This window comes from Thiopseudomonas alkaliphila (assembly GCF_001267175.1).
In the GTDB taxonomy this organism is placed as follows: Bacteria; Pseudomonadota; Gammaproteobacteria; order Pseudomonadales; family Pseudomonadaceae; genus Oblitimonas; species Oblitimonas alkaliphila.
In genome coordinates this window covers 675,410-700,216 of sequence record NZ_CP012358.1, presented here as the reverse complement: position 1 = coordinate 700,216, position 24,807 = coordinate 675,410, and the positions used below count along the sequence as shown (strand labels likewise).

General features: G+C 49.2%; 28 protein-coding genes. 14 read left to right on the top strand and 14 right to left on the bottom strand.

The features are described from left to right. Positions 1 to 63: 63 nt before the first annotated feature. From AKN87_RS03370 to AKN87_RS03335, 8 genes are read right to left on the bottom strand one after another with little or no spacing between them, the layout of a single operon-like run. Complete coding sequence (locus AKN87_RS03370; RefSeq protein WP_053102467.1) at positions 64 to 1,854, bottom strand: ABC transporter ATP-binding protein; 1,791 nt, start codon at positions 1,852 to 1,854, stop codon at positions 64 to 66. Further along, positions 1,847 to 2,500, bottom strand: coding sequence for a DsbA family protein (locus tag AKN87_RS03365; protein ID WP_231692614.1), 654 nt, complete (start codon positions 2,498 to 2,500; stop codon positions 1,847 to 1,849). The genes AKN87_RS03370 and AKN87_RS03365 overlap by 8 nt, the downstream gene beginning before the upstream one ends. Positions 2,501 to 2,528: 28 nt before the next feature. Then, the gene (locus AKN87_RS03360; protein WP_053099621.1) at positions 2,529 to 2,873 is read right to left on the bottom strand and encodes a YajD family HNH nuclease; all 345 of its coding nucleotides are present in this window, start codon (positions 2,871 to 2,873) and stop codon (positions 2,529 to 2,531) included. A gap of 9 nt (positions 2,874 to 2,882) precedes the next feature. Further along, complete coding sequence (gene lptB, locus AKN87_RS03355; protein WP_053099620.1) at positions 2,883 to 3,608, bottom strand: LPS export ABC transporter ATP-binding protein; 726 nt, start codon at positions 3,606 to 3,608, stop codon at positions 2,883 to 2,885. A 5-nt stretch (positions 3,609 to 3,613) separates the two neighbouring features. Then, positions 3,614 to 4,135 (bottom strand): lipopolysaccharide transport periplasmic protein LptA, encoded by a 522-nt coding sequence (gene lptA, locus AKN87_RS03350; RefSeq protein WP_053102466.1) that lies wholly within the window; start codon positions 4,133 to 4,135, stop codon positions 3,614 to 3,616. Beyond that, positions 4,122 to 4,715, bottom strand: a complete 594-nt coding sequence (gene lptC / locus AKN87_RS03345; protein ID WP_408033276.1) for an LPS export ABC transporter periplasmic protein LptC — start codon at positions 4,713 to 4,715, stop codon at positions 4,122 to 4,124. The genes lptA and lptC overlap by 14 nt, the downstream gene beginning before the upstream one ends. A 34-nt stretch (positions 4,716 to 4,749) precedes the next feature. Next, positions 4,750 to 5,286 (bottom strand): KdsC family phosphatase, encoded by a 537-nt coding sequence (locus tag AKN87_RS03340; RefSeq protein ID WP_053102465.1) that lies wholly within the window; start codon positions 5,284 to 5,286, stop codon positions 4,750 to 4,752. Beyond that, positions 5,286 to 6,260 (bottom strand): KpsF/GutQ family sugar-phosphate isomerase, encoded by a 975-nt coding sequence (locus tag AKN87_RS03335; RefSeq protein ID WP_053102464.1) that lies wholly within the window; start codon positions 6,258 to 6,260, stop codon positions 5,286 to 5,288. Before AKN87_RS03335 ends, AKN87_RS03340 begins: the two co-directional genes overlap by 1 nt. 186 nt (positions 6,261 to 6,446) lie before the next feature. On the opposite strand from AKN87_RS03335, the gene AKN87_RS03330 reads away from it, so the two are divergent. From AKN87_RS03330 to hisC, 10 genes are all read left to right on the top strand, one after another. Next, positions 6,447 to 7,256: an ATP-binding cassette domain-containing protein gene (locus AKN87_RS03330; RefSeq protein WP_053102463.1), complete on the top strand. Its 810-nt coding sequence runs from the start codon at positions 6,447 to 6,449 to the stop codon at positions 7,254 to 7,256. Between the two features lie 3 nt (positions 7,257 to 7,259). Continuing rightward, positions 7,260 to 8,057: a lipid asymmetry maintenance ABC transporter permease subunit MlaE gene (gene mlaE, locus AKN87_RS03325; protein ID WP_053102462.1), complete on the top strand. Its 798-nt coding sequence runs from the start codon at positions 7,260 to 7,262 to the stop codon at positions 8,055 to 8,057. Then, entirely contained in the window at positions 8,057 to 8,527 is a 471-nt protein-coding gene (gene mlaD, locus AKN87_RS03320) for an outer membrane lipid asymmetry maintenance protein MlaD (RefSeq protein ID WP_053099614.1), read from the top strand. The genes mlaE and mlaD overlap by 1 nt, the downstream gene beginning before the upstream one ends. A gap of 8 nt (positions 8,528 to 8,535) precedes the next feature. Then, a complete protein-coding gene (locus AKN87_RS03315) occupies positions 8,536 to 9,168 on the top strand; it encodes an MlaC/ttg2D family ABC transporter substrate-binding protein (protein ID WP_053102461.1) in 633 nt (210 codons plus the stop codon). A gap of 2 nt (positions 9,169 to 9,170) precedes the next feature. Continuing rightward, the gene (locus tag AKN87_RS03310; RefSeq protein ID WP_053102460.1) at positions 9,171 to 9,479 is read left to right on the top strand and encodes an STAS domain-containing protein; all 309 of its coding nucleotides are present in this window, start codon (positions 9,171 to 9,173) and stop codon (positions 9,477 to 9,479) included. A 15-nt stretch (positions 9,480 to 9,494) separates the two neighbouring features. Continuing rightward, a complete protein-coding gene (locus AKN87_RS03305; protein WP_053099611.1) occupies positions 9,495 to 9,734 on the top strand; it encodes a BolA family protein in 240 nt (79 codons plus the stop codon). 18 nt (positions 9,735 to 9,752) lie between these two features. After that, entirely contained in the window at positions 9,753 to 11,018 is a 1,266-nt protein-coding gene (murA, locus tag AKN87_RS03300; protein ID WP_053102459.1) for a UDP-N-acetylglucosamine 1-carboxyvinyltransferase, read from the top strand. A gap of 6 nt (positions 11,019 to 11,024) precedes the next feature. Then, positions 11,025 to 11,660, top strand: a complete 636-nt coding sequence (gene hisG, locus AKN87_RS03295; RefSeq protein ID WP_053099609.1) for an ATP phosphoribosyltransferase — start codon at positions 11,025 to 11,027, stop codon at positions 11,658 to 11,660. A 129-nt stretch (positions 11,661 to 11,789) separates the two neighbouring features. Then, complete coding sequence (hisD, locus tag AKN87_RS03290; RefSeq protein WP_053102458.1) at positions 11,790 to 13,112, top strand: histidinol dehydrogenase; 1,323 nt, start codon at positions 11,790 to 11,792, stop codon at positions 13,110 to 13,112. A gap of 1 nt (position 13,113) precedes the next feature. Then, positions 13,114 to 14,172, top strand: coding sequence for a histidinol-phosphate transaminase (gene hisC / locus AKN87_RS03285; protein ID WP_053102457.1), 1,059 nt, complete (start codon positions 13,114 to 13,116; stop codon positions 14,170 to 14,172). A gap of 77 nt (positions 14,173 to 14,249) precedes the next feature. Here hisC and yaaA read toward each other — a convergent pair whose 3' ends face one another. Beyond that, entirely contained in the window at positions 14,250 to 15,029 is a 780-nt protein-coding gene (gene yaaA, locus AKN87_RS03280) for a peroxide stress protein YaaA (RefSeq protein ID WP_053102456.1), read from the bottom strand. 97 nt (positions 15,030 to 15,126) lie between these two features. Between yaaA and pbpC the strand changes: the two genes are divergently transcribed. Together pbpC and AKN87_RS12570 are read left to right on the top strand one after the other, a co-directional pair. After that, positions 15,127 to 17,466 carry a penicillin-binding protein 1C gene (gene pbpC, locus AKN87_RS03275; RefSeq protein ID WP_096335114.1) on the top strand — a complete coding sequence of 780 codons (2,340 nt, stop codon included), beginning with the start codon at positions 15,127 to 15,129 and terminating at the stop codon, positions 17,464 to 17,466. Beyond that, on the top strand, positions 17,456 to 17,968 hold the full coding sequence (locus AKN87_RS12570; protein ID WP_053099605.1) for a methylated-DNA--[protein]-cysteine S-methyltransferase: 513 nt from the start codon (positions 17,456 to 17,458) through the stop codon (positions 17,966 to 17,968). Before pbpC ends, AKN87_RS12570 begins: the two co-directional genes overlap by 11 nt. A gap of 7 nt (positions 17,969 to 17,975) precedes the next feature. On the opposite strand, the gene AKN87_RS03265 is transcribed toward AKN87_RS12570, so the two are convergent. After that, a complete protein-coding gene (locus AKN87_RS03265; protein WP_053099604.1) occupies positions 17,976 to 18,734 on the bottom strand; it encodes a Nif3-like dinuclear metal center hexameric protein in 759 nt (252 codons plus the stop codon). Between the two features lie 114 nt (positions 18,735 to 18,848). Between AKN87_RS03265 and AKN87_RS03260 the strand changes: the two genes are divergently transcribed. After that, on the top strand, positions 18,849 to 20,012 hold the full coding sequence (locus AKN87_RS03260) for a S1C family serine protease (RefSeq protein WP_053102455.1): 1,164 nt from the start codon (positions 18,849 to 18,851) through the stop codon (positions 20,010 to 20,012). A 22-nt stretch (positions 20,013 to 20,034) separates the two neighbouring features. On the opposite strand, the gene phrB is transcribed toward AKN87_RS03260, so the two are convergent. From phrB to AKN87_RS03245, 3 genes are all read right to left on the bottom strand, one after another. Beyond that, entirely contained in the window at positions 20,035 to 21,480 is a 1,446-nt protein-coding gene (gene phrB / locus AKN87_RS03255; RefSeq protein ID WP_053102454.1) for a deoxyribodipyrimidine photo-lyase, read from the bottom strand. 75 nt (positions 21,481 to 21,555) lie between these two features. Continuing rightward, positions 21,556 to 22,248 carry an energy-coupling factor ABC transporter permease gene (locus AKN87_RS03250; protein ID WP_053102453.1) on the bottom strand — a complete coding sequence of 231 codons (693 nt, stop codon included), beginning with the start codon at positions 22,246 to 22,248 and terminating at the stop codon, positions 21,556 to 21,558. A 22-nt stretch (positions 22,249 to 22,270) separates the two neighbouring features. After that, the gene (locus AKN87_RS03245; protein ID WP_053099600.1) at positions 22,271 to 22,672 is read right to left on the bottom strand and encodes an acyl-CoA thioesterase; all 402 of its coding nucleotides are present in this window, start codon (positions 22,670 to 22,672) and stop codon (positions 22,271 to 22,273) included. 215 nt (positions 22,673 to 22,887) lie between these two features. On the opposite strand from AKN87_RS03245, the gene thrH reads away from it, so the two are divergent. Further along, entirely contained in the window at positions 22,888 to 23,505 is a 618-nt protein-coding gene (gene thrH, locus AKN87_RS03240; RefSeq protein WP_053103617.1) for a bifunctional phosphoserine phosphatase/homoserine phosphotransferase ThrH, read from the top strand. A gap of 82 nt (positions 23,506 to 23,587) precedes the next feature. Here the strand turns inward: thrH and fabB are convergent, their stop codons facing one another. Continuing rightward, complete coding sequence (gene fabB, locus AKN87_RS03235) at positions 23,588 to 24,805, bottom strand: beta-ketoacyl-ACP synthase I (protein WP_053102452.1); 1,218 nt, start codon at positions 24,803 to 24,805, stop codon at positions 23,588 to 23,590. Between the last annotated feature and the right edge of the window lie 2 nt (positions 24,806 to 24,807).

The following is a 24,807-nucleotide window of genomic DNA, read 5'->3' as shown; positions in this document are numbered from 1 at the left end:
ATAATAGAGATTTGCCGCTTAGCTGTCAAGCCTTTAGCTGATTTATTTTATAGGTTGCCGGCTTTAGAGCTGCAAACTGCCATACAGCTGCTGATACAGCCCTGGTTGTTGGAGTAATTGCTGATGGGTTCCTTGCTGCACAATTTGCCCGTCAGCTAACACCAATACCCGATCGGCTTGCAGTACGGCGCTTAAACGGTGGGCAATAATTAACGTGGTTTTGCCTTGTAAAAACTGACTTAGTTGTTGGTGCAGTGCCTGTTCAGTAAGTGTATCTACCGCAGAGGTAGCCTCATCTAAAATGATCATTTGCGGATTGCTCATAATCATTCGGGCGATGGCAAGACGCTGTTTTTGGCCGCCAGATAACTTAATTCCAGAGCGGCCAATTAACGTATCCAGTTGTTCGGGCATCTGCTCTACGGTGTCGGCCAATTGTGCAATGCGAAGTGCTTGCCAGCAGTCGCTGTCAGTGGCTTGACGACCCAGTAGCAAGTTATCGCGCACGCTACTATTAAACAGGGCTGGTTGCTGCATTACCATTGCAATGTGTTGGCGAATGGCCGAATAACCAAGGGCGGCAATGGGTTGCTGGTTGAGTGTAATGCGTCCACTGTCTGGTTGATAAAGGCCTAACAGTAATTGGGCAATAGTGCTTTTACCACCGCCACTGGCTCCGACTAAGGCCACGGTTTCACCAGGATTAATGCTAAAGCTAAGGTTATTGAGAAGTGGTTGATTGGCGTATTGGAAACTGACTTGCTCAAAGCGAATAAGTGGCTGCTGCCAATTGATTATTGATAGCGGCAGAGTTGGTGTTTGTGGCTCGTCGGTTTTAGCTAATAACTGGTTAACCCGTGCAAGCGCGCCATCGGCAGCGTAGTAGGCATATTGCAAGTTAAGTAGCTGTTCAACGGGGCCAATAATGAACCACAGATAGCTAAAAACGGCGAGCATTTGGCCGATTGATAGGTCAGAGAATAGCACCGTCAGCATGGCTGCAGCGCGAAAAATGTCGATGCCGAACTGAAATAATAAGCCGCTCAGGCGTGAGGCAAGATTGGTACGCCATTGCGAGGCGGTGGTGCGGTCACGAATAGTGCGAGCTTTGTCGGTCAGTCCTTGAAAAAAGTAAGCTTGGCGATTGCTCGCCCGTAGTTCATGAATGGCGTCTAGTGACTCGCTTAAAGCCTGGGTAAAGATAGCGGTGCTGTCATTTTCTAAGCGTTTTAGGTGGCGGACTTTTTTCCCCAATTTAATGGTGAGAAACACCACGAATGGGTTAAACACTAAAATCAGTAATGCTAGCTGCCAGTGCATCCAAAATAAGATTGAGGCAGTGCCGGCCAAGGTCAGTACTGAAACTAGCAGGCGACTCAGGGTTTCCCCAATAAACTGATCCAAGGTGTTCATATCAGTCACTAGGTGGGTAGTGACTGTACCTGAGCCTAGGGTTTCATATTCGGCCATCGAAATTCGCTGCAGGCGTTGCAGTAAGCGCTGACGAATCGCAAAAATAATATTTTGTGCCAGTTGAGCAAACAGCCTAGCTTGTCCCGCGTTAAACAGTAAGGCAGCTAAGCGCAGTAGTAAGGTAGTCAGCAGGATGCAAGCAATATAGCCGATGGGCTGCTGCCAAGCGCTGGGTAGTACGCTTTGCATCAGATTGACGGCCTGTGCTGGTTGATCGAGCAATACCTCGTCGACCAGAAGTGGTAAGAGTAACGGAATAGGCACCGCGCAGAGTGCGGAAAAAATCGCTAGTAGGTTCGCTAACACAAGAAACTTTTTTTGTTTCCAGGCTAAGTCTTTAATATAACGCCACTGCAGTTTATCTTGTGCGAAATTAGGCATGGGCCATTAACCAAGCGCGTAATTGAGGAGCGAGCTGCTCTGCAGGTTGGTAGCCATTGGTCAATAGCAATAATTGCTGTTGATGGCTAATAAACACACTAGGAAAGCCGCTAGAAGGCAGCTGTCTGACCCAAGCAAATTGTTGTTCGGTTTGCTGCTTTAGGCAATCGCTGCTCAATAATTCAGTAAACTCAGCGCTTGGGTAGTCGCAGCGCTGTGCTAGCTGAATGAGTACTGGCTCAGTTAGTGTTTGAGCTTGGCAGTAAAAGGCAGTTTGTAAGGTCTTAAGGTACGACCAGCGTTGAGCTGTGTTGTTGGCTTGATCTAGCTGTTGCGCAGCAAGTAGAGCACGGCAAGCCGGTTCGGTATCGTAGATAAAGTCCGGCCCCAATCCTTGGGCAAAGTTAAATGGTTGCTTGGTGGTAGCAGCGACTGTTTGCCAGTGTTGCAGAATATAACGCCGTTTGTCTGGGCTTAAAGGTTGATGCTCTTGGCGCAGGCCGCCAACTCGAATCTCAGTGTCAACGCCGTAGTCAGCGGCTAACTCAACCAACTGTGCGATCACCGGGGCAAACCCCCAGCACCAAGAACACATAGGGTCCATCACATAGAGGAGGCGGGTGGTTGCGTTGGCAGTTGGCATCATTAGTCGGGCTTATATCTCTTTTGGGGGATTAATGCTCTTTATTGAGCAGGTCAGCCAGTCCGGCAAAGGCTTTAAAGGTTTGTTGTGGAGCTTTTTGTCCGGCCGCTTCTTCACGTTGGTAATGCAAATCAACTTGACGCTGATGCTCATTGTCGTGGCAGTACAGGCAAAGTAGCTCCCAGTTTGAGCCGTCCTCAGGGTTGTTGTCATGATTATGGTCACGATGATGGACGGTGAGTTCGCTTAAGCGCTTGCCACTAAACTCACGGCCACAGCGTCCGCAAAAATGCGGGTACATGCGCAGGGCTTTTTCTCGGTAGCCTCGTTCACGCTCGGCGCGGGTTTGGCGGACAATTTGCTCTACTTTACTCATGGCGCTTCCTTACAGCCTAAACTCATGGCCGAGGTAAACTTCTTTAACGCGCTGATTCGACAGCACTTTCTCCGCATCTCCGGCTTCAATAATGGTGCCTTCACTGACGATATACGCCAGCTCACAAATATCCAAGGTTTCACGTACGTTGTGATCGGTGATCAGTACGCCAATGCCTTTGCTTTTGAGGTGCTTAATAATTTGTTTGATATCACCCACCGAAATTGGGTCAACCCCAGCAAAGGGTTCATCCAATAAAATAAACTTAGGATTGGTGGCTAGGGCGCGGGCAATTTCAACCCGGCGACGCTCGCCGCCAGATAAACTCATGCCGAGACTGTCACGGATATGGGTGATATTAAACTCTTGCAATAGTTCTTCTAGGGCCGCTAAGCGCTGTTGTTGATTAAGCTCTTTACGGGTTTCTAGAATGGCCAGAATATTGTCGGTTACGGTTAGCTTGCGAAAAATTGAAGCCTCTTGAGGCAGGTAGCCAAGGCCCGCTTTAGCTCGGCCGTGCATGGGTGCAAAGCTAAGGTCTTGATCGTCAATCATGACTTGGCCCTTATCGGCTTTAACTAAGCCGACAATCATATAGAAGCAGGTGGTTTTTCCTGCGCCATTGGGGCCAAGTAAGCCAACAATTTGTCCGCTTTCAATGCTGAGGCTAACGTCTTTAACCACTTGGCGGCCTTTGTAACTTTTAGCCAAGTGCTGGGCTTTAAGTATGCTCATGGGCGTTATTTCTTCTTCGGTTGAATCACCATATCAATCCGCGGACGTGGTGTGGTGATCTTAGAGTCGGTAGCGCGGCCAGCATTTACGATTTGGCGTTGAGTGTCGTAGACAATTTTCTCACCCTCAAAGGTGTTGCCGTCTTGGGTTACTTTAGCCTGATCGGTAAGAACGATACGGTCTTTTGCTACAAAGTATTGAATAGTTAAGCCATAGGCCTTAACGAGACCTTTGTTTTGCTCTGGTTTTTGCTCGTAGTACGCTGGGCGGCCAACTGAGGTAAAGGTTTCAATCTCGCCATCTGGCGTTTGGGTAATGGTAACGGTATTGCCTTTAACCACCATGCTGCCTTGGGTGATGATGACATTGCCGCGATACACAGCAACTCCTTGTTTATCATCGAGCTCTGCGCTGTCGGCTTGGATACGGATTGGTTGCTCACGATCTGAAGGTAAAGCCACAGCAGCACTACTGGCGCAGGCAAGGGATAGAGCGAGAAAAATGGATGAAGGGCTAGCGAACTTCATGTTGGCCTCGTACGTTTGAGTGTAAGTGCATCACACTGTCTTTAAAATAAATTTTCATACCGGTAGCGTGAGTGATGCCGTTAGCTGCTTCAATTTCTACTGGTTGTTGAGTTTGTGCAATTTCATCGTCTGGAAAATAAGTCAGACGCGTGGTTTGTAATATAGTAGGACGCTGTTTAGCATCCGTGCGGGCAACCCGCACATTATCAATAAGCTCAATTTCCTTGCCTTCGGCAGCCACTTCACCTTTGTCGCCAGTGATATGCCAAGGATACTCAGTGCCGCGCACTAACAATAAATCAGGCTGAGTCAGTAAGGTTTGATCATTGTGTTGAATGTGATCAAGTTGCTCTGAGCGCAGTTCATAGCGAACCGATCCATCTTCTTGAAACTGTAAGGTGTGTGAGTTTGTTACAAAAAAATCGATAGTCTGTATAGCTGCTACTGCGATAGGACGATCTACCGTTGCTTCAGGGCGGCGTTCAAAGTTCCAGTAACCCACAGCCAGAAAGACAGCAATTATAAGTACTGCGAGCAAGAAAGTCCGTAAGTAATTGGGCAGAGTTAGTTTCACAAACAGTTACCTTTTAAGCTGTCGAGTTAGGCTGGCGAGTTTATAAATAGCGCTGCAGTACAGCATCTAAGGTGCCTTGGCCATGCATCAGTGCATCACAAAACTCACGGGCAGCACCAAAACCGCCGTTAGTATGGGTGGTGAAATAAGCATGCTGTTTAACGAAAAAGTGCGCGTTATTTACCGCAGCGCCAATGCCTACTCGGCGAATAACTGCTAAGTCTGGCAGATCATCTCCTAGATAAGCTACCTGAGCGTAACTTAAATCAAGATCAGCCAGCAGTTCGTTAAGGGCGGTTATTTTATCTTCACGGGCTTGATAAAGGTAGTTAATCCCTAGGTTTTTTACCCGATGCTCCACTGCTTTCGAGGCGCGGCCTGTAATAATCGCCAATTCGACTCCTGACTGCTGTAACAGTTTCATTCCTTGGCCATCGAGCGTGCTGAAGGCTTTGGCTTCACTGCCATCGGCCATAAAATAAAGCTGGCCATCACTGAGCACGCCATCTACGTCAAACACGGCTAGTTTAATTTGTTGTGCACGTTCGGCAAAATCTTGTGGTAGGTGACTAAACATTAAATAACTCCCGCGCGTAATAGATCATGCATATTTAGTGCGCCAATGGCTAATCCCTGTTGATCAATCACTGGCAGTGAGCTGATTTTATGGTCTTCCATAATTTTTAAGGCTTCGGCCGCCAACATCTCAGGATGTGCTGATTTAGGGTGGGTAGTCATGAGCTGATCAATGGTGGCAGTGCGCACATCAATGCCTTTGTCTAGGGCGCGGCGCAAGTCGCCATCGGTAAACACGCCAGCTAAATGGCCTTGGTTATCAAGAATCAGGGTCATACCTAAGCCTTTTTGGGTCATTTCTAACAGCGCATGACGCAGTTCAACGCCTTTGGCCACGCAAGGCAGCTCTTCACCGCTGTGCATCACATGCTCGACTTTAAGCAATAAACGGCGCCCTAAAGCGCCGCCTGGATGTGAAAAAGCAAACTGCTCAGGGGTAAAGCCTTTGGCTTCTAGTAGGGCAATCGCCAAGGCATCGCCTAATACCAAAGCCACAGTGGTGGAAGAGGTAGGGGCAAGATTCAGGGGGCAAGCTTCTTGTTCTACGCTGGCATCTAAATTTACCGCAGCGGCTTGAGCGAGAGGGGATTCGCTATTGCCGGTCATGCTGATTAAGGTAATCCCGAGGCGCTTAATCAGTGGCAGTAAGGTGACAATTTCATGGGTCGAGCCTGAGTTAGATAGGGCTAACACCACGTCATTAGCAGTAATCATGCCCATATCGCCGTGACTGGCCTCTGCTGGGTGGACAAAAAATGCAGGCGTACCGGTGCTGGCTAAGGTGGCAGCAATTTTGCGCCCGATATGTCCAGACTTGCCCATCCCCACCACAACTACACGCCCACTGCAATTAAGAATAAGCTGGCAGGCTTCGGCGAAGCGCTGATCAATCCGTTGTTTAAGGTGATTAATAGCCTCCACTTCTAAGGCGATGGCTTGGGTGGCGGATTGAATCAAAGAAGAGGCGGTCGACATTACTGGCTCTCTATTTTTAATGAAGAAAATAAAACCGATTATACGCAAAATTGTCACTGAACTCATAACTGTTCAGCTACTGTCTTGGGAAGTTAGGCTGGGCAATGGTATATTGAGCCGTTTTTATTTATGGGTGATTCGTTAATTTGGGTTGCCTCAAACACTGTTTAAGCAGTAGGAGATTGGATGTCGTTATCGACTGAATATGCCGTAGAGCTAAAAAATCTCAGCTTTAAACGCGGCGATCGCTATATCTTCAAAGGTATCGATTTGAGTATTCCGCGCGGTAAGGTTACCGGCATCATGGGACCGTCAGGCTGTGGTAAAACTACGCTGATGCGCTTAATCGCTGCACAATTAAAGCCTGCCGCGGGTGAGGTGTGGGTTAATGGTAAAAACCTGCCAACCTTATCGCGTGCAGATTTATTTGATATGCGTAAAGAGTTTGGGGTGCTGTTTCAAAGTGGGGCGCTGTTTACTGATCTGAACGTCTTTGAAAACGTGGCCTTTCCGTTACGCGTGCACACCACACTGTCTGAAGAGTTGATTCATGATGTGGTACTAATGAAGTTGCAAGCGGTTGGTTTACGAGGTGCGGTGGACTTAATGCCTGATGAGCTATCAGGTGGAATGAAGCGGCGAGTAGCATTAGCTCGAGCGATTGCACTGGATCCAGATATTTTAATTTATGATGAACCCTTTGTTGGTCAGGATCCAATTGCTAAAGGGGTGTTGGTGCGATTAATTCGCTTACTGAATGATGCCTTAGGCATTACCAGTATTTTAGTCTCCCATGACCTAGCTGAAACTGCCAGTATTTCGGATTATCTCTATTTAGTAGGAGATACCCAAGTGTTGGCTCAGGGAACCCCAGCAGAGCTAATGCAATCAGAGGACCCTAAGGTTAAACAATTTATGCAGGGAATACCGGATGGGCCAGTGCCATTTCACTTTAATGCGCCTGACTTGCGTAGTGCATTCTTAGGGAGCAAATAATCCATGGCGGCAAAATCTTGGCTTGATCGTATTGCGTTATTTGGGCGCTCTGGACTCGATGTGGTTCAAGCGTTAGGGCGTTCTACGGTATTTTTAATGCGCGCCTTACTAGGGCGTAAGGGCGCTGGCAGCAGTTGGCGCTTGCTAGTGAAACAACTGTATTCGGTAGGGGTTTTATCCTTAGCCATTATCGTGGTTTCGGGCTTATTTATTGGCATGGTGTTAGCGTTACAAGGCTATAGCATCTTGGTCGATTTCGGTTCAGAGCAGGCGGTCGGGCAAATGGTGTCGCTCACCTTGCTGCGCGAATTAGGCCCGGTTGTCACGGCTTTACTGTTTGCAGGGCGTGCAGGTTCGGCGTTAACCGCAGAAATTGGCAATATGAAATCCACCGAGCAGTTATCTAGTTTAGAAATGATCGGGGTCGATCCGCTAAAGTACATCATTGCGCCACGTCTATGGGCTGGGTTTATTTCCATGCCTTTGCTGTCTGCGATTTTTACCGTGGTTGGTATCTGGGGTGGTGCCATGGTGGCAGTGGATTGGCTGGGGGTTTATGACGGCTCCTATTGGGGCAATATGCAAAACAGCGTTGAGTTTCAAAAAGATGTATTAAATGGGGTGATTAAAAGTGTGGTTTTTGCTTTTTTAGTCACCTGGATTGCGGTATTCCAAGGCTATGACTGCGAGCCCACCTCGGAGGGGATTAGCCGTGCAACCACACGAACCGTGGTGTACGCCTCGCTGGCGGTACTGGGTTTTGATTTTATTTTGACTGCATTAATGTTTGGAGATTTCTAATGCGCAGCCGTACGCTTGAAATTACAGTAGGTTTATTTTTATTGGCTGGTGTGCTGGCGCTGGTGTTGTTGGCGTTGCGGGTCAGTGGTTTATCCTTTCATGGTCATACCGACACTTACCGAGTGTATGCTTATTTTGATAACACCTCGGGGTTAACTACTCGAGCTAAGGTCACTATGGCTGGAGTCACAGTGGGAAAAGTAGCTGCGATTGAGCTAGATCATGAGGGCTTTAGTAGTAAAGTCAGCTTGGATCTTGATAGCAAGGTCAACAACTTGCCGCTAGATACAACCGCCTCGATTTTGACCGCAGGATTGCTCGGTGAAAAGTACATTAGCCTCAGTGTCGGTGGTGAAGATGAGGTCTTAGAAGATCAGTCAGTGATCACTGATACCCAGTCTTCATTGGTGCTAGAAGAACTAATCGGTAAATTTTTATTAAACTCAGTTAATTCATCGGATAAAGAGTGAGTAAGACAATGATAACGATGATGCGTCGTGGCTTTTTAGCCTTGCTACTTAGCTTGCCGTTGTTGGCCATTGCTGCCGCCCCATTAAGCCCGCAGCAAGTAGTACAAGAAACTACCTCTAAATTGCTACAGGATTTGAAAGCGAATAAAGAGCACTACAGAAATAGTCCGCAAGCTTTTTATCAGGCAATGGATAATATTTTAGGACCAGTAGTGGATGCTGATGGGATTTCACGCAGTGTAATGACGGTGCGCTATTCACGTCAGGCCAGTCCTGCACAGATGGCTAAATTTCAGGAAAACTTTAAGCAGGGTTTAATGCAGTTCTATGGCAATGCCTTGCTTGAATACGACAACCAAGACATCAAAGTATTGCCAATGGGAGTGCAGCGTGACCCTAAGCGTGCTGAAGTAAAAATGGAAGTAACCGATAATAAAGGCGTGGTTTATCCGCTGTCTTACACCATGGTAATTAAAAATAATCAGTGGATGATGCGCAACGTAATTATTAATGGAATTAACGTGGGTAAGTTGTTCCGTGATCAATTTGCTGAAGCGATGCAAAAAAACGGTGGCAACCTTGATAAGGTGATTGATGATTGGGTTGAAATCATTGGTAAAACCCGTGAAGAGCACAAATAACTATGGCAGCGGCAGAAATTAATTTGCAAAATCAGCAGCTTAGCTTGCGAGGTGTGCTAGATTATCGCACGGCGCCAGCGCTGCTGCGCCAAGGTAAAGCACTGATTGCCTCGGCAGAAGGTGCTACCCTTGAAATCAACTGCACCGAGGTTAGTAAGTCCAGTAGTGTGGGATTGGCCTTGGTGTTGGCATTTATGCGTGAAGGGCTACGCGGCAATAAACAGTTGTCGATTGTCGGCTTACCCAAAGACATGCAACAAATTGCCGAAGTGTGTCAGTTATCGCCATTATTGGCTGCAACAACTAAGTGATCTGTAGAGGAACGCATGTACTCACAAGAAGTTAAACAAGCCATTGAACAGCAGCTCGACAACGTAGAGGTTGTGCTAGATGGTTCAGGCTGTGATTTTTGCTTAAATATTATTAGTGATGAATTGGCGGCATTAAGTCCGGTTAAACGTCAGCAAGCGGTATATGCGGTAATTAATCCATGGATTGCGGATGGCCGAGTTCACGCGGTCAGCATGAAATTTTTTAGTAAAGACGCTTGGGCATCCCGAGCCTAAGGCATAGATGAGACCCTGATGGACAAATTACTGATTACAGGCGGTGGTCGCCTTGATGGTGAAATTCGTATTTCTGGCGCAAAAAATGCGGCCTTACCGATTCTAGCGGCAACGCTGTTGGCTGATGAGCCAGTCACCATTGGCAATCTGCCGCATCTACATGACATCACCACCATGATCGAGCTGTTTGGTCGCATGGGTATTGAGCCTGTGATTGATGAAAAGCTCAGTGTGGAAATTGATCCGCGCAGCATCACTACGTTGGTGGCGCCTTACGAGCTGGTTAAAACCATGCGTGCTTCGATTTTGGTGTTAGGTCCGATGGTGGCTCATTTCGGTCAGGCTGAAGTGGCACTACCTGGTGGTTGCGCGATTGGTTCGCGCCCAGTAGATTTGCACATCCGGGGGCTGGAGGCGTTAGGTGCTGAGATTGTTGTAGAGGACGGCTATATCAAAGCTAAGGCGCCCAAAGAGGGCTTGCGTGGTGGTAACTTCTTCTTTGATATTGTCAGCGTGACCGGAACCGAAAATATCATGATGGCAGCCACCTTGGCTAAAGGGCGCACGGTGCTGGAAAATGCTGCCCGTGAACCAGAAATTGTCGATCTAGCCAACTGCTTAAACGCCATGGGTGCTAAAGTAAGTGGCGCAGGTACCGATACCATTGTGATTGAAGGGGTAGAGCGTTTACATAGTGCTACCTATCAGGTCATGCCAGACCGTATCGAGACCGGAACCTTTCTAGTGGCAGCAGCTGCAACCGGTGGCCGGGTTAAGTTAAAAGATACTGATCCGACGATCCTAGAGGCCGTCTTGGTCAAGCTACAAGAAGCTGGCGCAAAAATTACCACTGGTGATGACTGGATTGAGCTGGATATGGAAGGTAAGCGGCCAAAGGCTGTGAACCTACGTACCGCACCTTATCCTGCATTTCCAACCGATATGCAGGCGCAGTTTATTGCGATGAATGCGGTTGCTGAAGGCACCGGCACGGTGATTGAAACCATCTTTGAAAACCGCTTTATGCATGTATTAGAAATGCAACGCATGGGCGCTAAAATTCAAATTGAAGGCAATACTGCCATCTCACAAGGTGTTGAGCGTTTAAAAGCAGCGCCAGTAATGGCCACTGACTTACGCGCCTCGGCCAGTTTAGTGATTGCCGCATTAATGGCAGATGGTGAAACTTTAATTGATCGTATTTACCACATTGACCGTGGTTATGAGTGCATTGAAGAAAAAATGCAGTTGTTAGGTGCAAAAATCCGTCGAGTACCGGGCTAGTAGAACATGTTAACTATTGCATTATCCAAAGGGCGTATCTTAGATGACACCTTGCCATTGCTTGAACAAGCCGGCATCGTGCCCACTGAAAACCCTGAAAAAAGTCGTAAATTAATCATTCCTACCACCCGTGATGATGTGCGTTTACTAATCGTACGCGCCACTGATGTGCCGACCTATGTTGAGCAGGGTGCAGCAGACTTAGGCGTAGCCGGTAAAGACGTATTGCTGGAGTATGGTGGCCAAGGCCTATACGAGCCGTTGGACTTACAAATTGCGAAGTGTAAGTTGATGACAGCTGGCGTCACGGGGGCACCTGAGCCACGTGGTAGACTGCGAGTGGCGACTAAGTTCGTCAATGTAGCAAAGCGCTATTACGCCGAACAAGGGCGTCAAGTTGAAGTCATTAAGCTGTATGGCTCTATGGAGTTAGCGCCGTTAGTGGGGCTAGCCGATAAAATCATTGACGTTGTGGATACCGGTAACACGCTGCGTGCCAACGGTTTAGAGCCGCAAGAGCTGATTGCTCATATTAGCTCACGCTTGATTGTCAACCGCGCCTCAATGAAGATCAAACACGCTGAAATTCAGGCTCTGCTTAAGGTGCTTGAACAAGCGGTTAATCAGCGACACTGCAACTAACTGATCCAGTGCGTACCTCGTTGTGTACGCACTGCCTTACTGCGTCATAGCCGAAATCACTCGGGTGCCCGCGCAGAAGGTTAGTGCTTGTGTGGCGCCTGAGTGTTAGTCCATAACCTGAGGCCAGCTATGACCGATACCGCATTTATTCGTCGCTTGAATGCCAGCGACACCGACTTTTCTCAGCAGCTTGAGCAGCTTTTGAGCTGGGAAAGTGTTTCTGATGATTCTGTTAACCAGCGCGTGCTGGATATTATTGCTGCCGTACGCCAACAGGGCGATGCCGCACTGGTAGAGTTTACTCGCCAGTTTGATGGCTTAGAGGTGGCCGAGATGAGCGATTTGATTCTGCCCCGCGAGCGTCTAGAGGCAGCCCTCGATAAAATCACTCCAGAGCAACGTCAAGCGTTAGAGGCTGCGGCGGAACGTGTACGCAGTTACCATGAGCATCAGCAGCAAGACTCATGGCAATACACTGAAGCCAATGGCACGGTGCTGGGGCAAAAGGTTACTCCATTAGATCGTGCGGGTCTCTATGTGCCTGGTGGTAAAGCCTCTTATCCGTCCTCGGTATTAATGAATGCGATTCCGGCGAAAGTTGCTGGAGTGCCTGAAGTGGTTATGGTGGTACCCACACCCCGTGGTGAGATTAACGAGTTAGTCCTTGCGGCTGCTGCCGTGGCAGGCGTGGATCGAGTATTTACCATTGGCGGCGCCCAAGCGGTAGCTGCACTGGCTTACGGTACTGAGAGCGTGCCTGCGGTTGATAAAATTGTTGGGCCAGGAAATATTTATGTTGCCACCGCCAAACGCCACGTATTTGGCAAGGTGGGCATTGATATGATTGCCGGGCCTTCAGAGATTTTAGTGATATGTGATGGCCAAACCGATCCTGATTGGATTGCGATGGACTTATTTTCCCAAGCTGAACACGATGAGGATGCTCAGGCTATTTTAGTTTCGCCGGATGCTGACTTTATCGAACAAGTAGCCCAAAGCATGGCGCGTTTGCTGCCAACACTAGAGCGTGAAGAAATTGCACGGACTTCAGTGCGTGAGCGTGGCGCCTTGATTGTGGTTGAAGATATGCAACAAGCGATCGAGGTGGCTAACCAAATTGCCCCAGAGCACCTTGAGTTATCGGTTGCTGACCCCGAAAGCTTATTGCCACAGATTCGCCACGCTGGCGCGATCTTTATGGGGCGTTACACTGCTGAAGCGCTAGGGGATTATTGTGCTGGCCCTAACCACGTATTACCCACCTCAGGCACTGCGCGTTTCTCTTCGCCTTTAGGGGTTTATGATTTCCAGAAACGCTCATCAATTATTAATTGCTCGCCACAAGGGGCGTCGGAATTAGGCAAAATTGCCTCGGTTTTGGCCCGTGGCGAATCCCTTACCGCCCACGCACGGTCTGCCGAGTACCGCATTCAACCAGATCAGGAGCAATAACATGAGCCAGTTTTGGAGTCCTTTTGTTAACAATCTGGTGCCTTATGTGCCAGGTGAACAACCCAAGGTTACTCAGTTAGTTAAGCTAAATACTAATGAAAACCCTTATGGGCCCTCACCTAAAGCGCTGGCAGCGATGCAGGCAGAAATCGGTGATAATCTGCGTTTATACCCTGATCCTAATTGTGATCAGTTAAAGCAGGCGATTGCTGAGTATTACCAAGTGCCAGTGAGTCAGGTGTTTGTGGGTAATGGCTCAGATGAAGTGCTGGCCCATGCCTTTAATGCTTTTTTTCGGCAGGGTAAGCCGCTGCTGTTTCCCGATATTAGTTATAGTTTTTATCCTGTGTATTGTGGGCTGTATGGCATTGAGCCAAAGCCTGTGGCACTGGACGAAGAGTTTCAGATTAATCCTGAAGATTATCGCCAGGACAATGGCGGCATTATTTTCCCCAACCCCAATGCGCCAACCGGTTGCTTATTGCCTTTGACGGCAGTGGAGCAAATTTTGCAGGCCAACCCGCAATCAGTGGTGTTAGTCGATGAAGCTTATATTGACTTTGGCGGTGAAAGTGCGGTGAGCTTGGTGGCGCAGTACCCCAACTTGCTGGTCTGCCAAACCTTGTCTAAATCGCGCTCTTTGGCCGGATTACGGGTCGGTTTAGCCATTGGTCAGCCTGAGCTAATTGAGGGCTTAGAGCGCATTAAAAATAGCTTTAACTCCTATCCATTGGATCGTGCTGCGATTGCTGGAGCGGCAGCGGCGTTTGCAGATGTTGAGTACTTTCAGCAAACCTGTAACAAAGTAATCGAGAGCCGCGAGCAAGTGACTGAGGCCTTGTTAGGGCTTGGCTTTGAAGTTTTACCCTCGGCGGCTAACTTTGTATTTGCCCGCCATAGCAGCCAAGATGCTGCAGCCTTGGCCCAAGGCTTGCGTGAGCAAAATATCATTGTGCGCTACTTTAATCAGCCACGGATTGATCAGTTCTTACGCATCAGTATTGGCACGGATACTGAAAATGCGGCCTTGATTAAAGGTTTGCAGCAGCTGTTAAGCTAAGTCAGATGCTGGCTTAAACTAGTTGAATCTCGCCCGCTGCTTTTAAGTGGCGGGCGGATACTGTTTCAAGCTAGCGCTTAGGACTCTGGGTGATCGCGTAAAAAGACCAGCTTGCTGACAGTGGAGCGCTCAGCGACAAAGTAATAGCCTTCGCTATCAAACTGCTTAAGTTGCTCGACCTCGGTGAGCTGTTGTTGAATCACGTAACGAGCCATCAAGCCGCGGGCTTTTTTGGCGTAAAAACTAATAATTTTATACTCGCCATTTTTTTGATCACGAAACTCTACGTCAATTACACGTCCTTGTAATTGCTTAGGCTTAATCGCACTAAAGTATTCGTTCGAGGCAAGATTGAGCAAGATATCGCTGGACTGTTCAGCCATGGCTTGATTAAGCCATTGGGTAATACGCTCGCCCCAAAACTCATAGAGGTTTTTACCGCGAGCATTTTCGAGTCGAGTCCCCATTTCGAGGCGATACGGCTGCATTAAATCTAATGGCTTGAGTAGGCCATACAAGCCAGACAGAATCCGCAAATGTTGCTGGGCAAAGTTAAAATCTGTTTGGCTAAAGGAATCAGCATCTAATCCACTATAAACATCCCCTTTAAAGGCCAAAATAGCTTGTTTGGCATTTTCCGGAGTAAACTTTGGCTGCCAGTCACTGAAGCGTGCGGCATTTAAGCCAGCTAACTTGTCAGAAATTTTCATAAGCTGGGCAATAGCTTGCGGCGACAGCTGCTTTAATTGCTTAATCAATAGCTCGGCATGCTCTAAATGCTCAGGTAAGGTATAGCTCTGAGTGCTCGGGGCGGTGCTGTAGTCTAAGGTTTTTGCCGGCGAAATCACCATTAACATTGCGCTAAACTCCAAAATCAATTTGCACTTAGTGTACCTAATCAAAAGGCTGGCGGCTAAAGAGTGTCGATGCAATTTTCTATCCAAGGTAACAGGCATGCAGCCTAAAACGTGGCTAAAGCTAATGGGCAGCCTGGTGCTGAGTGGGCTGTTGGGTCTAATAGCTTTAAATGCTGCTTTTCCACTGCCGATGCTGGATAAACAGCAGGCGCAGGTAGTGGTTTCCAAAGAGGGAGTACCACTTTGGCGCTTTGCCGATGCCGAGGGAGTATGGCGCTATCCTGTGCAGCTGACCGAGATTTCACCGCGTTACCTAGAGGCGCTGTTGAATTATGAGGATCGCTGGTTTTATCAGCACCCAGGCATTAACCCTTTGGCTTTGCTGCGTGCGGCGTGGCTGAATCTGCGGTATGGGCGAGTCGTTTCAGGCGGCAGCACCTTGTCGATGCAGGTGGCGCGGTTAATTGATCCCCATTCACGCACAGTGGCGGGCAAGTTGAAGCAAATTGGGCGTACTTTACAGCTGGAGTGGTATTACTCAAAAGAGCAGATTTTGACGCTGTACCTGAATCAAGCGCCTTTTGGCGGAACTTTAGAAGGAGTGGCTGCTGCCAGTTGGGCGTATTTAGGCAAAGGGCCGCAGCAGCTGACCTATGCTGAGGCTGCTTTACTGGCCGTTTTACCCCAGGCGCCTAGTCGTTTACGCCCCGATCGACATCCGCAGCGGGCAGAGCAGGCTCGTAATAAGCTGTTACAGCGCTTACAGCAGCAACGTATTTGGCCAGAGCGGGTAGTGCAGGAGGCCGCCGCAGAACCCCTGTATATCGCCCCGCGCGAATCGCCACAGTTGGCGCCGTTATTGGCGCGGCGTTTAAGCCAACGCCACAAGCAGCCGATTATTCGCAGCACCATTAATATTGAGTTGCAACAACGTTTAGAAGCCTTATTAGCAGGTTGGAAGCACCGTTTGCCGCAAAAGACTTCAGCGGCAATCTTAGTAGTGGACCATCAAACTTTAGAAGTAGTGGCCTACTTAGGTTCGCTTGATTTTAATGATGCTGAGCGATTTGCCCATGTTGATATGGTGCAAGCCATACGTTCACCAGGCTCTACTGTAAAACCTTTTTTATATGGATTGGCGTTGGATCAGGGGCTGATTCATTCTGCGTCCTTATTGCAAGATATTCCGCGCACCGGCATGGCCTATCAGCCACAAAACTTTAACCAAGCGTTTACTGGGGCAGTAACCGCTGAGCAAGCCTTGCAAGCATCGCTAAATGTTCCAGTGGTGCAATTGCTGAGTCATTATGGGGCGAAACATTTTACCAGTCGTTTACGTTCAGCCGGTTGGCAGCTGCTATTTCCTAGTGGCAGTGAACCTAATCTCAGTTTAATCTTAGGCGGTACTGGGACTAACTTAGAGTCACTGGTGGCTGCTTATACCAGCTTGGCGCGCAAGGGGCGACTAGGGCGTTTACGTTATTTGCCAGAGCAGCCATTGCAAGAGCGACCCTTATTATCTGAGGGCGCGGCTTGGATTATCCGCACGTTGTTACAGCGCTATACCGCACATGAGCCGTTGAGCTTAGGCAAGCTAGCGTGGAAAACCGGGACTAGTTATGGTTTTCGTGATGCGTGGTCGCTGGGGATTAATCAGCAATATGTGGTGGGCGTTTGGTTAGGTCGTCCCGATGGCACGCCGGTGCCAAATCAGCTAGGTGTGTCTTCAGCTATGCCACTGCTACGCCAAGTAGACCAGTTACTGCAGCATCATGTTACGGTCAGCGCGGCAAAGGCGTCAGTGCCGCCAGCAAGCGTGAGTCGGCAGCGAATTTGTTGGCCCAGTGGTTTGCGCGAGCAAGATGAGCAGCCGGAAATGTGTCGGGTGCGCCATTTGGCATGGCTATTAGACAATACCGCGCCACCGAGTCTTGATCTGCCGGCTCAAGAAATGCTCTGGCTCAATGAGCAAGGTTTACGGGTGCCTGCTAACAAACTCGCTGCAGCGCCAATAGCAGAATGCCAAGCGGTGCGGGTAGTTAATTACATAGGCTGGCCTGCGGCGCTTGAGCCATGGTTAGATCCGGCTGAAACTCGCCAGCAACGCCTGCCAAGCTTTGATCCTCGTTGTGTTAAGCAGCACAGCAGTGCGGTTGCAACTGGAGCGGCAGATTTACAGATTAACGGGCTAGAGCAGCATGAGCGCGTTTATTTATTGGCAGGGCAGTCCCAGTTAACCTTACGCCTAGAGTTACTAGGCGCAGTCGATAGCGCCTACTGGTACCTGGATGGCCAGTATTTGGGGCAAACCTTGGCCAATGCGCCGCAAGAGTTACACTTTACCCAGCCGGGACGGCATCAGTTACGGGTTATGGATAGTCAGGGAAAAACTGTACAGCTAGCGTTTAGGGTGTTAAGGCAGGCAGATGAAAACTAAATACTTTATCTATTCAGTTCAGGGATTGTACTTAGCCCTTGAGTTACAAGATCAACAGGTCAGTTATGCGGCACTGGCGCAAACGTCAGAGACAGCGCAGCAATTATTAGCCGAGCACTTAGCTTGTTCTCCTACTGCAGTGCTTGAGCGCTTAATCACTGAGCCAGACGCTGACTTGCAGGCACTGATTAAACGCTGGCAACAACAGCAACTAACGGTGGCTGATTTTATTTGGCAGGGCAGTGCTTTTCAGCAGCAGGTCTGGCAAGCCCTACTTAGCATCCCACCTGGTGAAACCCGTAGTTATCAGCAGCTGGCTGTGCAGTTGCAACGGCCACGGGCTTACCGTGCGGTAGCCAATGCCTGCGGCGCTAATTCGATCGCTTGGTTAGTACCTTGTCATCGGGTGGTGCGCAGTGATGGCAGTCTATCGGGATATCGCTGGGGCATAGCACTCAAGCAGCAGCTACTGGCTAAAGAAGCAGCTGCGCGAGCCAAGTAAGCAGGCCTTAAACTGGATTGTCGCAATCAATAAACACATGCTCGAGATCAAATTCTTGACTCATCCACTGCCCAAGCGCCTGTACGCCATAACGCTCGGTGGCGTGGTGGCCGGCGGCGAAGAAGGTGATGTTATTCTCCCGGGCAAAGTGCACGGTGGGCTCAGAGACTTCGCCTGTGATGTAGGCGTCGCAGCCCTGGGCTAAAGCTTTTTCAATATAACTTTGCGCCGAGCCGGTACACCAGCCAATTCGCTGGATTGGGCGTTGGGTATCAATCACCAGTGGCTCACGCTGTAATTGCTCTGAGATGCGGGCGCTAAGTTCTGCAGTGCTCAGCGCCTGGGGAAAATGACCAACTAAGCCAACACTGTTGGGGTTGTCTGGCTCTAATCCGGCGTCAATTGTTATCCCTAGGCGTTGAGCCAGTTGCACGTTATTGCCTACTTCCGGGTGAATATCTAAGGGCAGGTGATAGCCGACTAAGTTAATGTCGTGGATGAGTAAGGCTTTAAGCCGGCGTTGCTTCATACCTAGTACCCGCGGATCTTCGCCTTTCCAGAAATAGCCGTGGTGCACTAAGAGTAAATCAGCGTGCTCGGCGATGGCGCGCTCAATTAATTCCTGCGAGGCCGTTACTCCTGAGACGACTTTTTTAATCTGTGCGCGGCCTTCGACTTGTAAGCCATTAGGGCAGTAGTCGGAAATGCGGGCGCTGTTGAGAAACTCGTCGGTGCGTTTAAGTAAAGAATCGCGTGAAATAGCCATAGGCTCTCCATAAATAGACATAAGTAACAAGAAGTTTTAACACTAGGAACTTTTGTGATTGACTCTATAATGCGTGGGTTTTCTCTATTAGCAGAATCTTAGCAGGTATTTGCAATGCATAAGGCAATCAGTCCCTATGGTTGGCCAGTGGCGGTGGGGTTGTTGGGCGCGCTGTTACTAATCGAACTCTTTCCCGAGTGGGTTGGCTTACCGACCTCGCGGGTGACTGTTAAGCAGGTGGCCGCACAGTCAGTGCAGAGTAATGCCTTTTCATTTGCCGATGCGGTGGAAATTGCCTCACCTGCGGTGGTGAATTTATTTAGTAGCGATCATAACAGTGAGGCGCAGGCGATAGAGCTGCAAGTGCCAGATGAAGAGCTCAAGCACTTGCATGGCCAAGAAGTGCCTATGCCTCCTACTAAGCAACCAAAATCCAGTTTAGGTTCTGCGGTATTGATTAGCGAAAATGGCATTATGCTGACTAATAACCATGTGGTGGCAAACAAGCAAGGTATTATTGTGGCGTTAAAAGATGGCCGAACCTTGCAGGCCAAGATTATTGGCAGTGATCCGGAAACTGATTTGGCGGTGATCAAAGTAGAGGCCACAGGGCTGCCAGCTATTGTTTTTGGAGACTCAGAAAAGCTGCGTACCGGCGATGGGGTATTGGCCATTGGTAACCCTTATGGTGTGGGACAAACCGTCACCTATGGGATTGTCAGTGGTACGGGGCGTCATCATTTAGGGCTGAACACCTATGAAGACTTTATTCAAACCGATGCCGCGATTAACCCGGGTAACTCGGGTGGTGCTTTAGTGGATATGCAAGGGCACTTAGTGGGGATTAATACCGCTATTTTCTCTCGGGGCAGTGGTTCACAGGGGATCGGCTTTGCGATTCCAGCCAAACTGGCTTTAGAGGTGATGGAGTCGATTATTCAGCATGGACGTATGGTGCGTGGCTGGATGGGCTTAGAGGTGAAAAATATTCCGCTAGAAACTCAGCATGAGCGCCAGTTAAAACAAGGCGAAGGGGTGATTGTGAGTCGAGTCTATGACAACAGCCCTGCAGCTAAAGGCGGTTTAGAGCAAGGCGATATCATTTTAAATATTGAAGGGGTGGCCGCCAATGATGGCCGCACTGCTATGAATCAGGTGGCGCGAATGCGTCCTGGGCAGCACGTGGCGATGGAGGTGTTAAAGCAGGGCACGATCCAGCAGCTACAGATTGAGATTGGGGTGCGCCCTCCCGTTAAGCCACGCTTAGTGCAAGACTAAGTGCTTGAAGCTAAGCGTGGAGCTAAGTGCTTGGAGTGGGCGGCGTGGTGAGCTGCTTAAAGGCATCAATTGCGCGGACTCGGCTGTGGCTTAAGTCGACAATGAGTTTCGGGTAGTTCAGAGCCGCTAACTGCTGCGGCTCTTGCTTTGGTAGATAACAGGCTTTGCTGCTTAATCCTGTTAATTCAGGCAACCAGTGTTGGATAAAACGCGCCTCAGGATCAAAGCGCTCGGCTTGGGTCACGGGATTAAATACACGAAAATAAGGCGCTGCATCGGTACCAGTTGAAGCGCACCACTGCCACCCCCCATTATTGGCTGCTAACTCACCATCGATTAAGTGCTGCATAAACCATGCTTCACCTAAACGCCAATCAATGAGTAGGTTTTTGCTTAAAAAAGAGGCGCTAATCATTCGCAGGCGATTATGCATCCAGCCAGTAGCCAGTAATTGGCGCATCGCTGCATCGACGATTGGCATTCCCGTTTGGCCTTGGCACCAGGCGGCAAAGTCTGCAGGCGCATGCCGCCATTGTACCTGTTGAGTTTGGGCTTGAAAGGGTTGCTGTTTGGAAAGCTTGGGGTAAGCCGCCATTAGGTGTAAATAAAACTCCCGCCAGAGCAGTTCATTGAGCCAAGTACTAAGGCCCGGCTGACCGCTTAGCAGTTCACCTTGATTGAGTTGCAGGGCTGCATTAAAGCAGCGGCGAATCGAGATAACTCCAGCCGCGAGGTAGGGCGAGAGGCTACTAGTACCGCTGAGAGCAGGGAAGTCTCGCTGTTGTTGGTAAGCTAACACTGCACTGGCCAAAAAATCCTCCAGCCGCTGGGTTGCTTCAGCTTCACCGGCTGGCCAGAGTTGACTAAAGTGTGCTGCGGCAACGGGGATTCCTGCATGTTGAAAGGCTTGTGCAATATTGCTCGAGGCAATGGCCAGTTTTGGTTGAATTGGCGCTAATGAATAATACGGCTGGGCTTGATACTCCAAGCGCTTGGCACAGGCCTTTTTAAATGCGGTAAACACTTTATAGGGTTGCTGCGACTGGTTATGAATGCTGCCAGGCGCCAGCAGAGTAAAATCTTGATAACTATGACAGGCAATGCCAGCCTGCTGGAAAGTGCTGTGGACTTGAGCATCGCGCTGATTTTCGTTAACTCCAAACTGCTGATTAAAGTGCAGTTGGCTGACTTTGCACTGTTTGGCTAGCTGCAATAGGGCTTGGGGGACAGTCTGCCAGTCATCGCAGGTAAGGGTCACCAAGGGAATATTGCGTAGTGCCAGCTGCTGCTGGAGCGCCAGCAGATTACGTAGCCAGAAGTCCAGTTTGCAGGGCGCTTCGTGATGGGTGCGCCATTGCTTGGGTGAGATGATAAAGACACCCACCACCGGGCCTTGGGCAGTGGCTTTAGCTAAGGCATGATTATCTTCGGTACGTAAATCTTGGCGAAACCACATCAGTTGCTGCATCGCAGAAAACCTTGCTTGGGATGAGTTGTGAGTAGGCGTGGTGAGTAATGGAGTCAGTAGGCTAAGCCCCAGCGCTTAATCACTGGGGTCATCGGGATGATTCCATGGCGCTTGTAAGTAGCGCGAGCGATTAAAGGTTTCTAACCATTCTGGCTTAAACACCACAAAGGCACTGATCACCATGCCATTGATAAAGGCCTCAGGAAAGGCAACTAAAAATACCATGCCAAAGTACTCACTTAGCCACGGGGGAAACTGGTAAATGCCCTCAAACCACAGCAGCAAGCTGCCGGCTAAAGTGCAGCAGATAGCGGTGAGGGCGGCGGGGAAAAAGCCGCTGCCAAAAATATAGACAAATAGATTATCGGGTTGCCGCCGCTCAATGGCGCGGGCGCAAAGCTCAGCGATGAGGATCGGTAACGCCACCAGCAATAAACCATTGGCACCTACGGCCAGTAAGGCTTGCTTGCCTAAGATGACTAAGGTGAGCTGCGCGGCTAAGCCCGCTAGCACCGCCAACGGCCAGCCGAGCAGCAAGGTCACTGCGGTCATGCCGATAAAGTGAAAAGAAACCCCTGATGGAAAATCGCGCCGCACCAACCACAATAAACACAGGGTAAATACCGTGCCAAATAGCAGGTGTTGTTTGCGCGAGTCACTGATTAGCTCAACCCATAAGGTGCGCCACGCGGCGCTGCCTAACAGCACTGCATAGAGTAACCAGCAGGCAATTAAGGTTGAGTGGCTCAGTAGCAGCTCAGAAATCACAACAGGTTCTCGAAAGTTTGGCTTATTGCTGCTTAGGCAGTGCCAGACGTGGATCGGTGTAGGTAATCTCAGTTTTGCCATGCGGTGCAGGCTTACCATCCGGGCCCATATTAACGAACACCATGCGGTCAATGGTTAAAATCTCTTTTTGAGTAATCTTATTGCGCACAATGCAGCTTAAGGTGATTGAGGTGCGGCCAAAGGCGGTGGCTTGAATGCCCAGCTCGATAATATCGCTTTGTTTAGCCGAGCTGACAAAGTTGATCTCAGAAATGAGTTTGGTCACAACATGGGAGTTATCCAGCTGCACAATCGCATAGATTGCGGCTTCTTCGTCAATCCAGCGTAATAAGCTGCCACCAAATAAGGTGCCGTTAGGGTTTAAATCTTCTGGCTTGACCCATTTGCGAGTATAAAAATTCATAACCATTCCTAGCAAAATCCAGCATAACAGGGTTGAAACAGGTCATTAGTTTAGCACTGCTAGGGGCCGTCTGCTGTTAATTATTGGTTGGCTTAGTGCTTAAAGCGGTTGGCCTTATGGTGGTCCATGGCAGATTCTGTATAATCCTTGGCAGCACGCCGCTGGCTGTTTGCTTGACGCGCTATTTTACTCAAACCATTAATGAGGAATTATTTGTGGAAATTGCTTGCTTAGACCTTGAAGGGGTTTTGGTTCCAGAAATCTGGATTGCGTTTGCGGAAAAAACAGGAATTGAAGAATTACGCGCAACGACCCGCGATATTCCTGACTATGATGTTTTGATGAAACAGCGTTTACGCATTTTAGATGAGCATGGTCTGAAGTTGGATGATATCCAGCAAGTGATTGCCACTTTAAAGCCACTCGAAGGAGCGGTAGAGTTTGTGAACTGGCTGCGTGAGCGCTTCCAGGTAATTATTTTATCCGACACCTTTTATGAGTTTTCTCAGCCATTAATGCGCCAGCTAGGCTTTCCCACCTTGCTTTGCCATAAGCTGATTACCGATGAAACAGGGCGCGTAGTGGATTACCAGTTACGCCAAAAAGACCCGAAACGTCAGTCGGTGGTGGCCTTAAAAAGCCTCTATTATCGCGTGATCGCTGCGGGTGACTCATACAATGACACCACCATGCTGTCCGAAGCGCATGCAGGTATTTTATTCCATGCCCCTGAGAATGTGATTGCTGAGTTTCCGCAGTTCCCCGCGGTACATACCTTTGATGATCTGAAGCAAGCCTTTATCAAGGTTTCAGCTCGTGAGCTAACGCTGTAATCGTTTGCTGTTACTGAGTGAATAAAAAAGCGCCTAAGGCTAATAACCTTAGGCGCTTTTTGGTTTACAGCGTGAAGCGGGCTTAGTCTTGCCAGCGGCGCAGAACCAATGAGGCGTTGGTGCCACCAAAACCAAAGCTGTTGCTCATCACGGTATTCACAGTGGTGTTTTCTTTGGTTTCCAGCAAAATAGGCAGGCCTTCAACAGCAGGATCTAGCTGCTCAATATTGGCCGAGCCAGCTAAGAAATTGCCTTCCATCATTAGCATGCTGTAGATCGCTTCATGCACTCCAGCGGCGCCTAAGGAGTGGCCAGATAAGCTCTTAGTGGAGCTGATAGCAGGAATTTGCTCGCCAAATACTTCTTTAATGGCATTGATTTCAGCCACATCACCTACTGGGGTAGAGGTGCCGTGGGTGTTTAGGTAATCAATCGGTCCATCAACCGTCGCCAGCGCTTGGCGCATACACTGCATGGCGCCTACGCCGTTGGGGGCGACCATGTCATAACCATCGGAAGAAGCGCCATAGCCAATAATTTCGGCGTAAATTTTCGCGCCGCGGGCCAGGGCGTGTTCTAGCTCTTCCACTACCACCATGCCGCCACCGCCCGCAATAACAAAACCATCACGGTTAGCATCATAAGCGCGGGACGCTTTTTCTGGGGTGTCGTTATACTGGGTAGATAAAGCGCCCATGGCGTCAAACAAGCAGCTTTGTGACCAGTGTTCTTCTTCACCGCCGCCTGCAAAGACGATGTCTTGCTTGCCTAGCTGGATTTGCTCCCACGCGTGACCAATACAGTGGGCACTGGTGGCACAGGCCGAAGCAATTGAGTAGTTTACCCCTTTAATTTTAAAGGGCGTGGCTAAACAGGCAGAGACGGTGCTGCTCATGGTGCGTGGCACCCGGTATGGGCCAATTCGTTTAACTCCACGCTCGCGCAGAATATCAATGGCTTCCATCTGGTTAAGAGTGGAGGCACCACCGGAACCGGCTACTAGGCCCACCCGCGGATTAGAAATTTGTTCTTCCGATAAGCCACTGTCTGCTACCGCTTGCTGCATAGCTAGGTAAGCATAGGCTGCAGCGTTACCCATAAAACGGAAGACTTTGCGATCAATTAACGCTTCAAGATCCAGGTCAATCGAGCCAGATACCTGGCTACGTAAGCCTTTTTCAGCATAATCAGGATTAAAACGAATACCTGATTGGCCTTCACGTAAGTGAGTAGAGACTGTTTGCTTATCATTACCTAAGCAAGAAACGATTCCGATCCCAGTAATAACGGCACGACGCATAA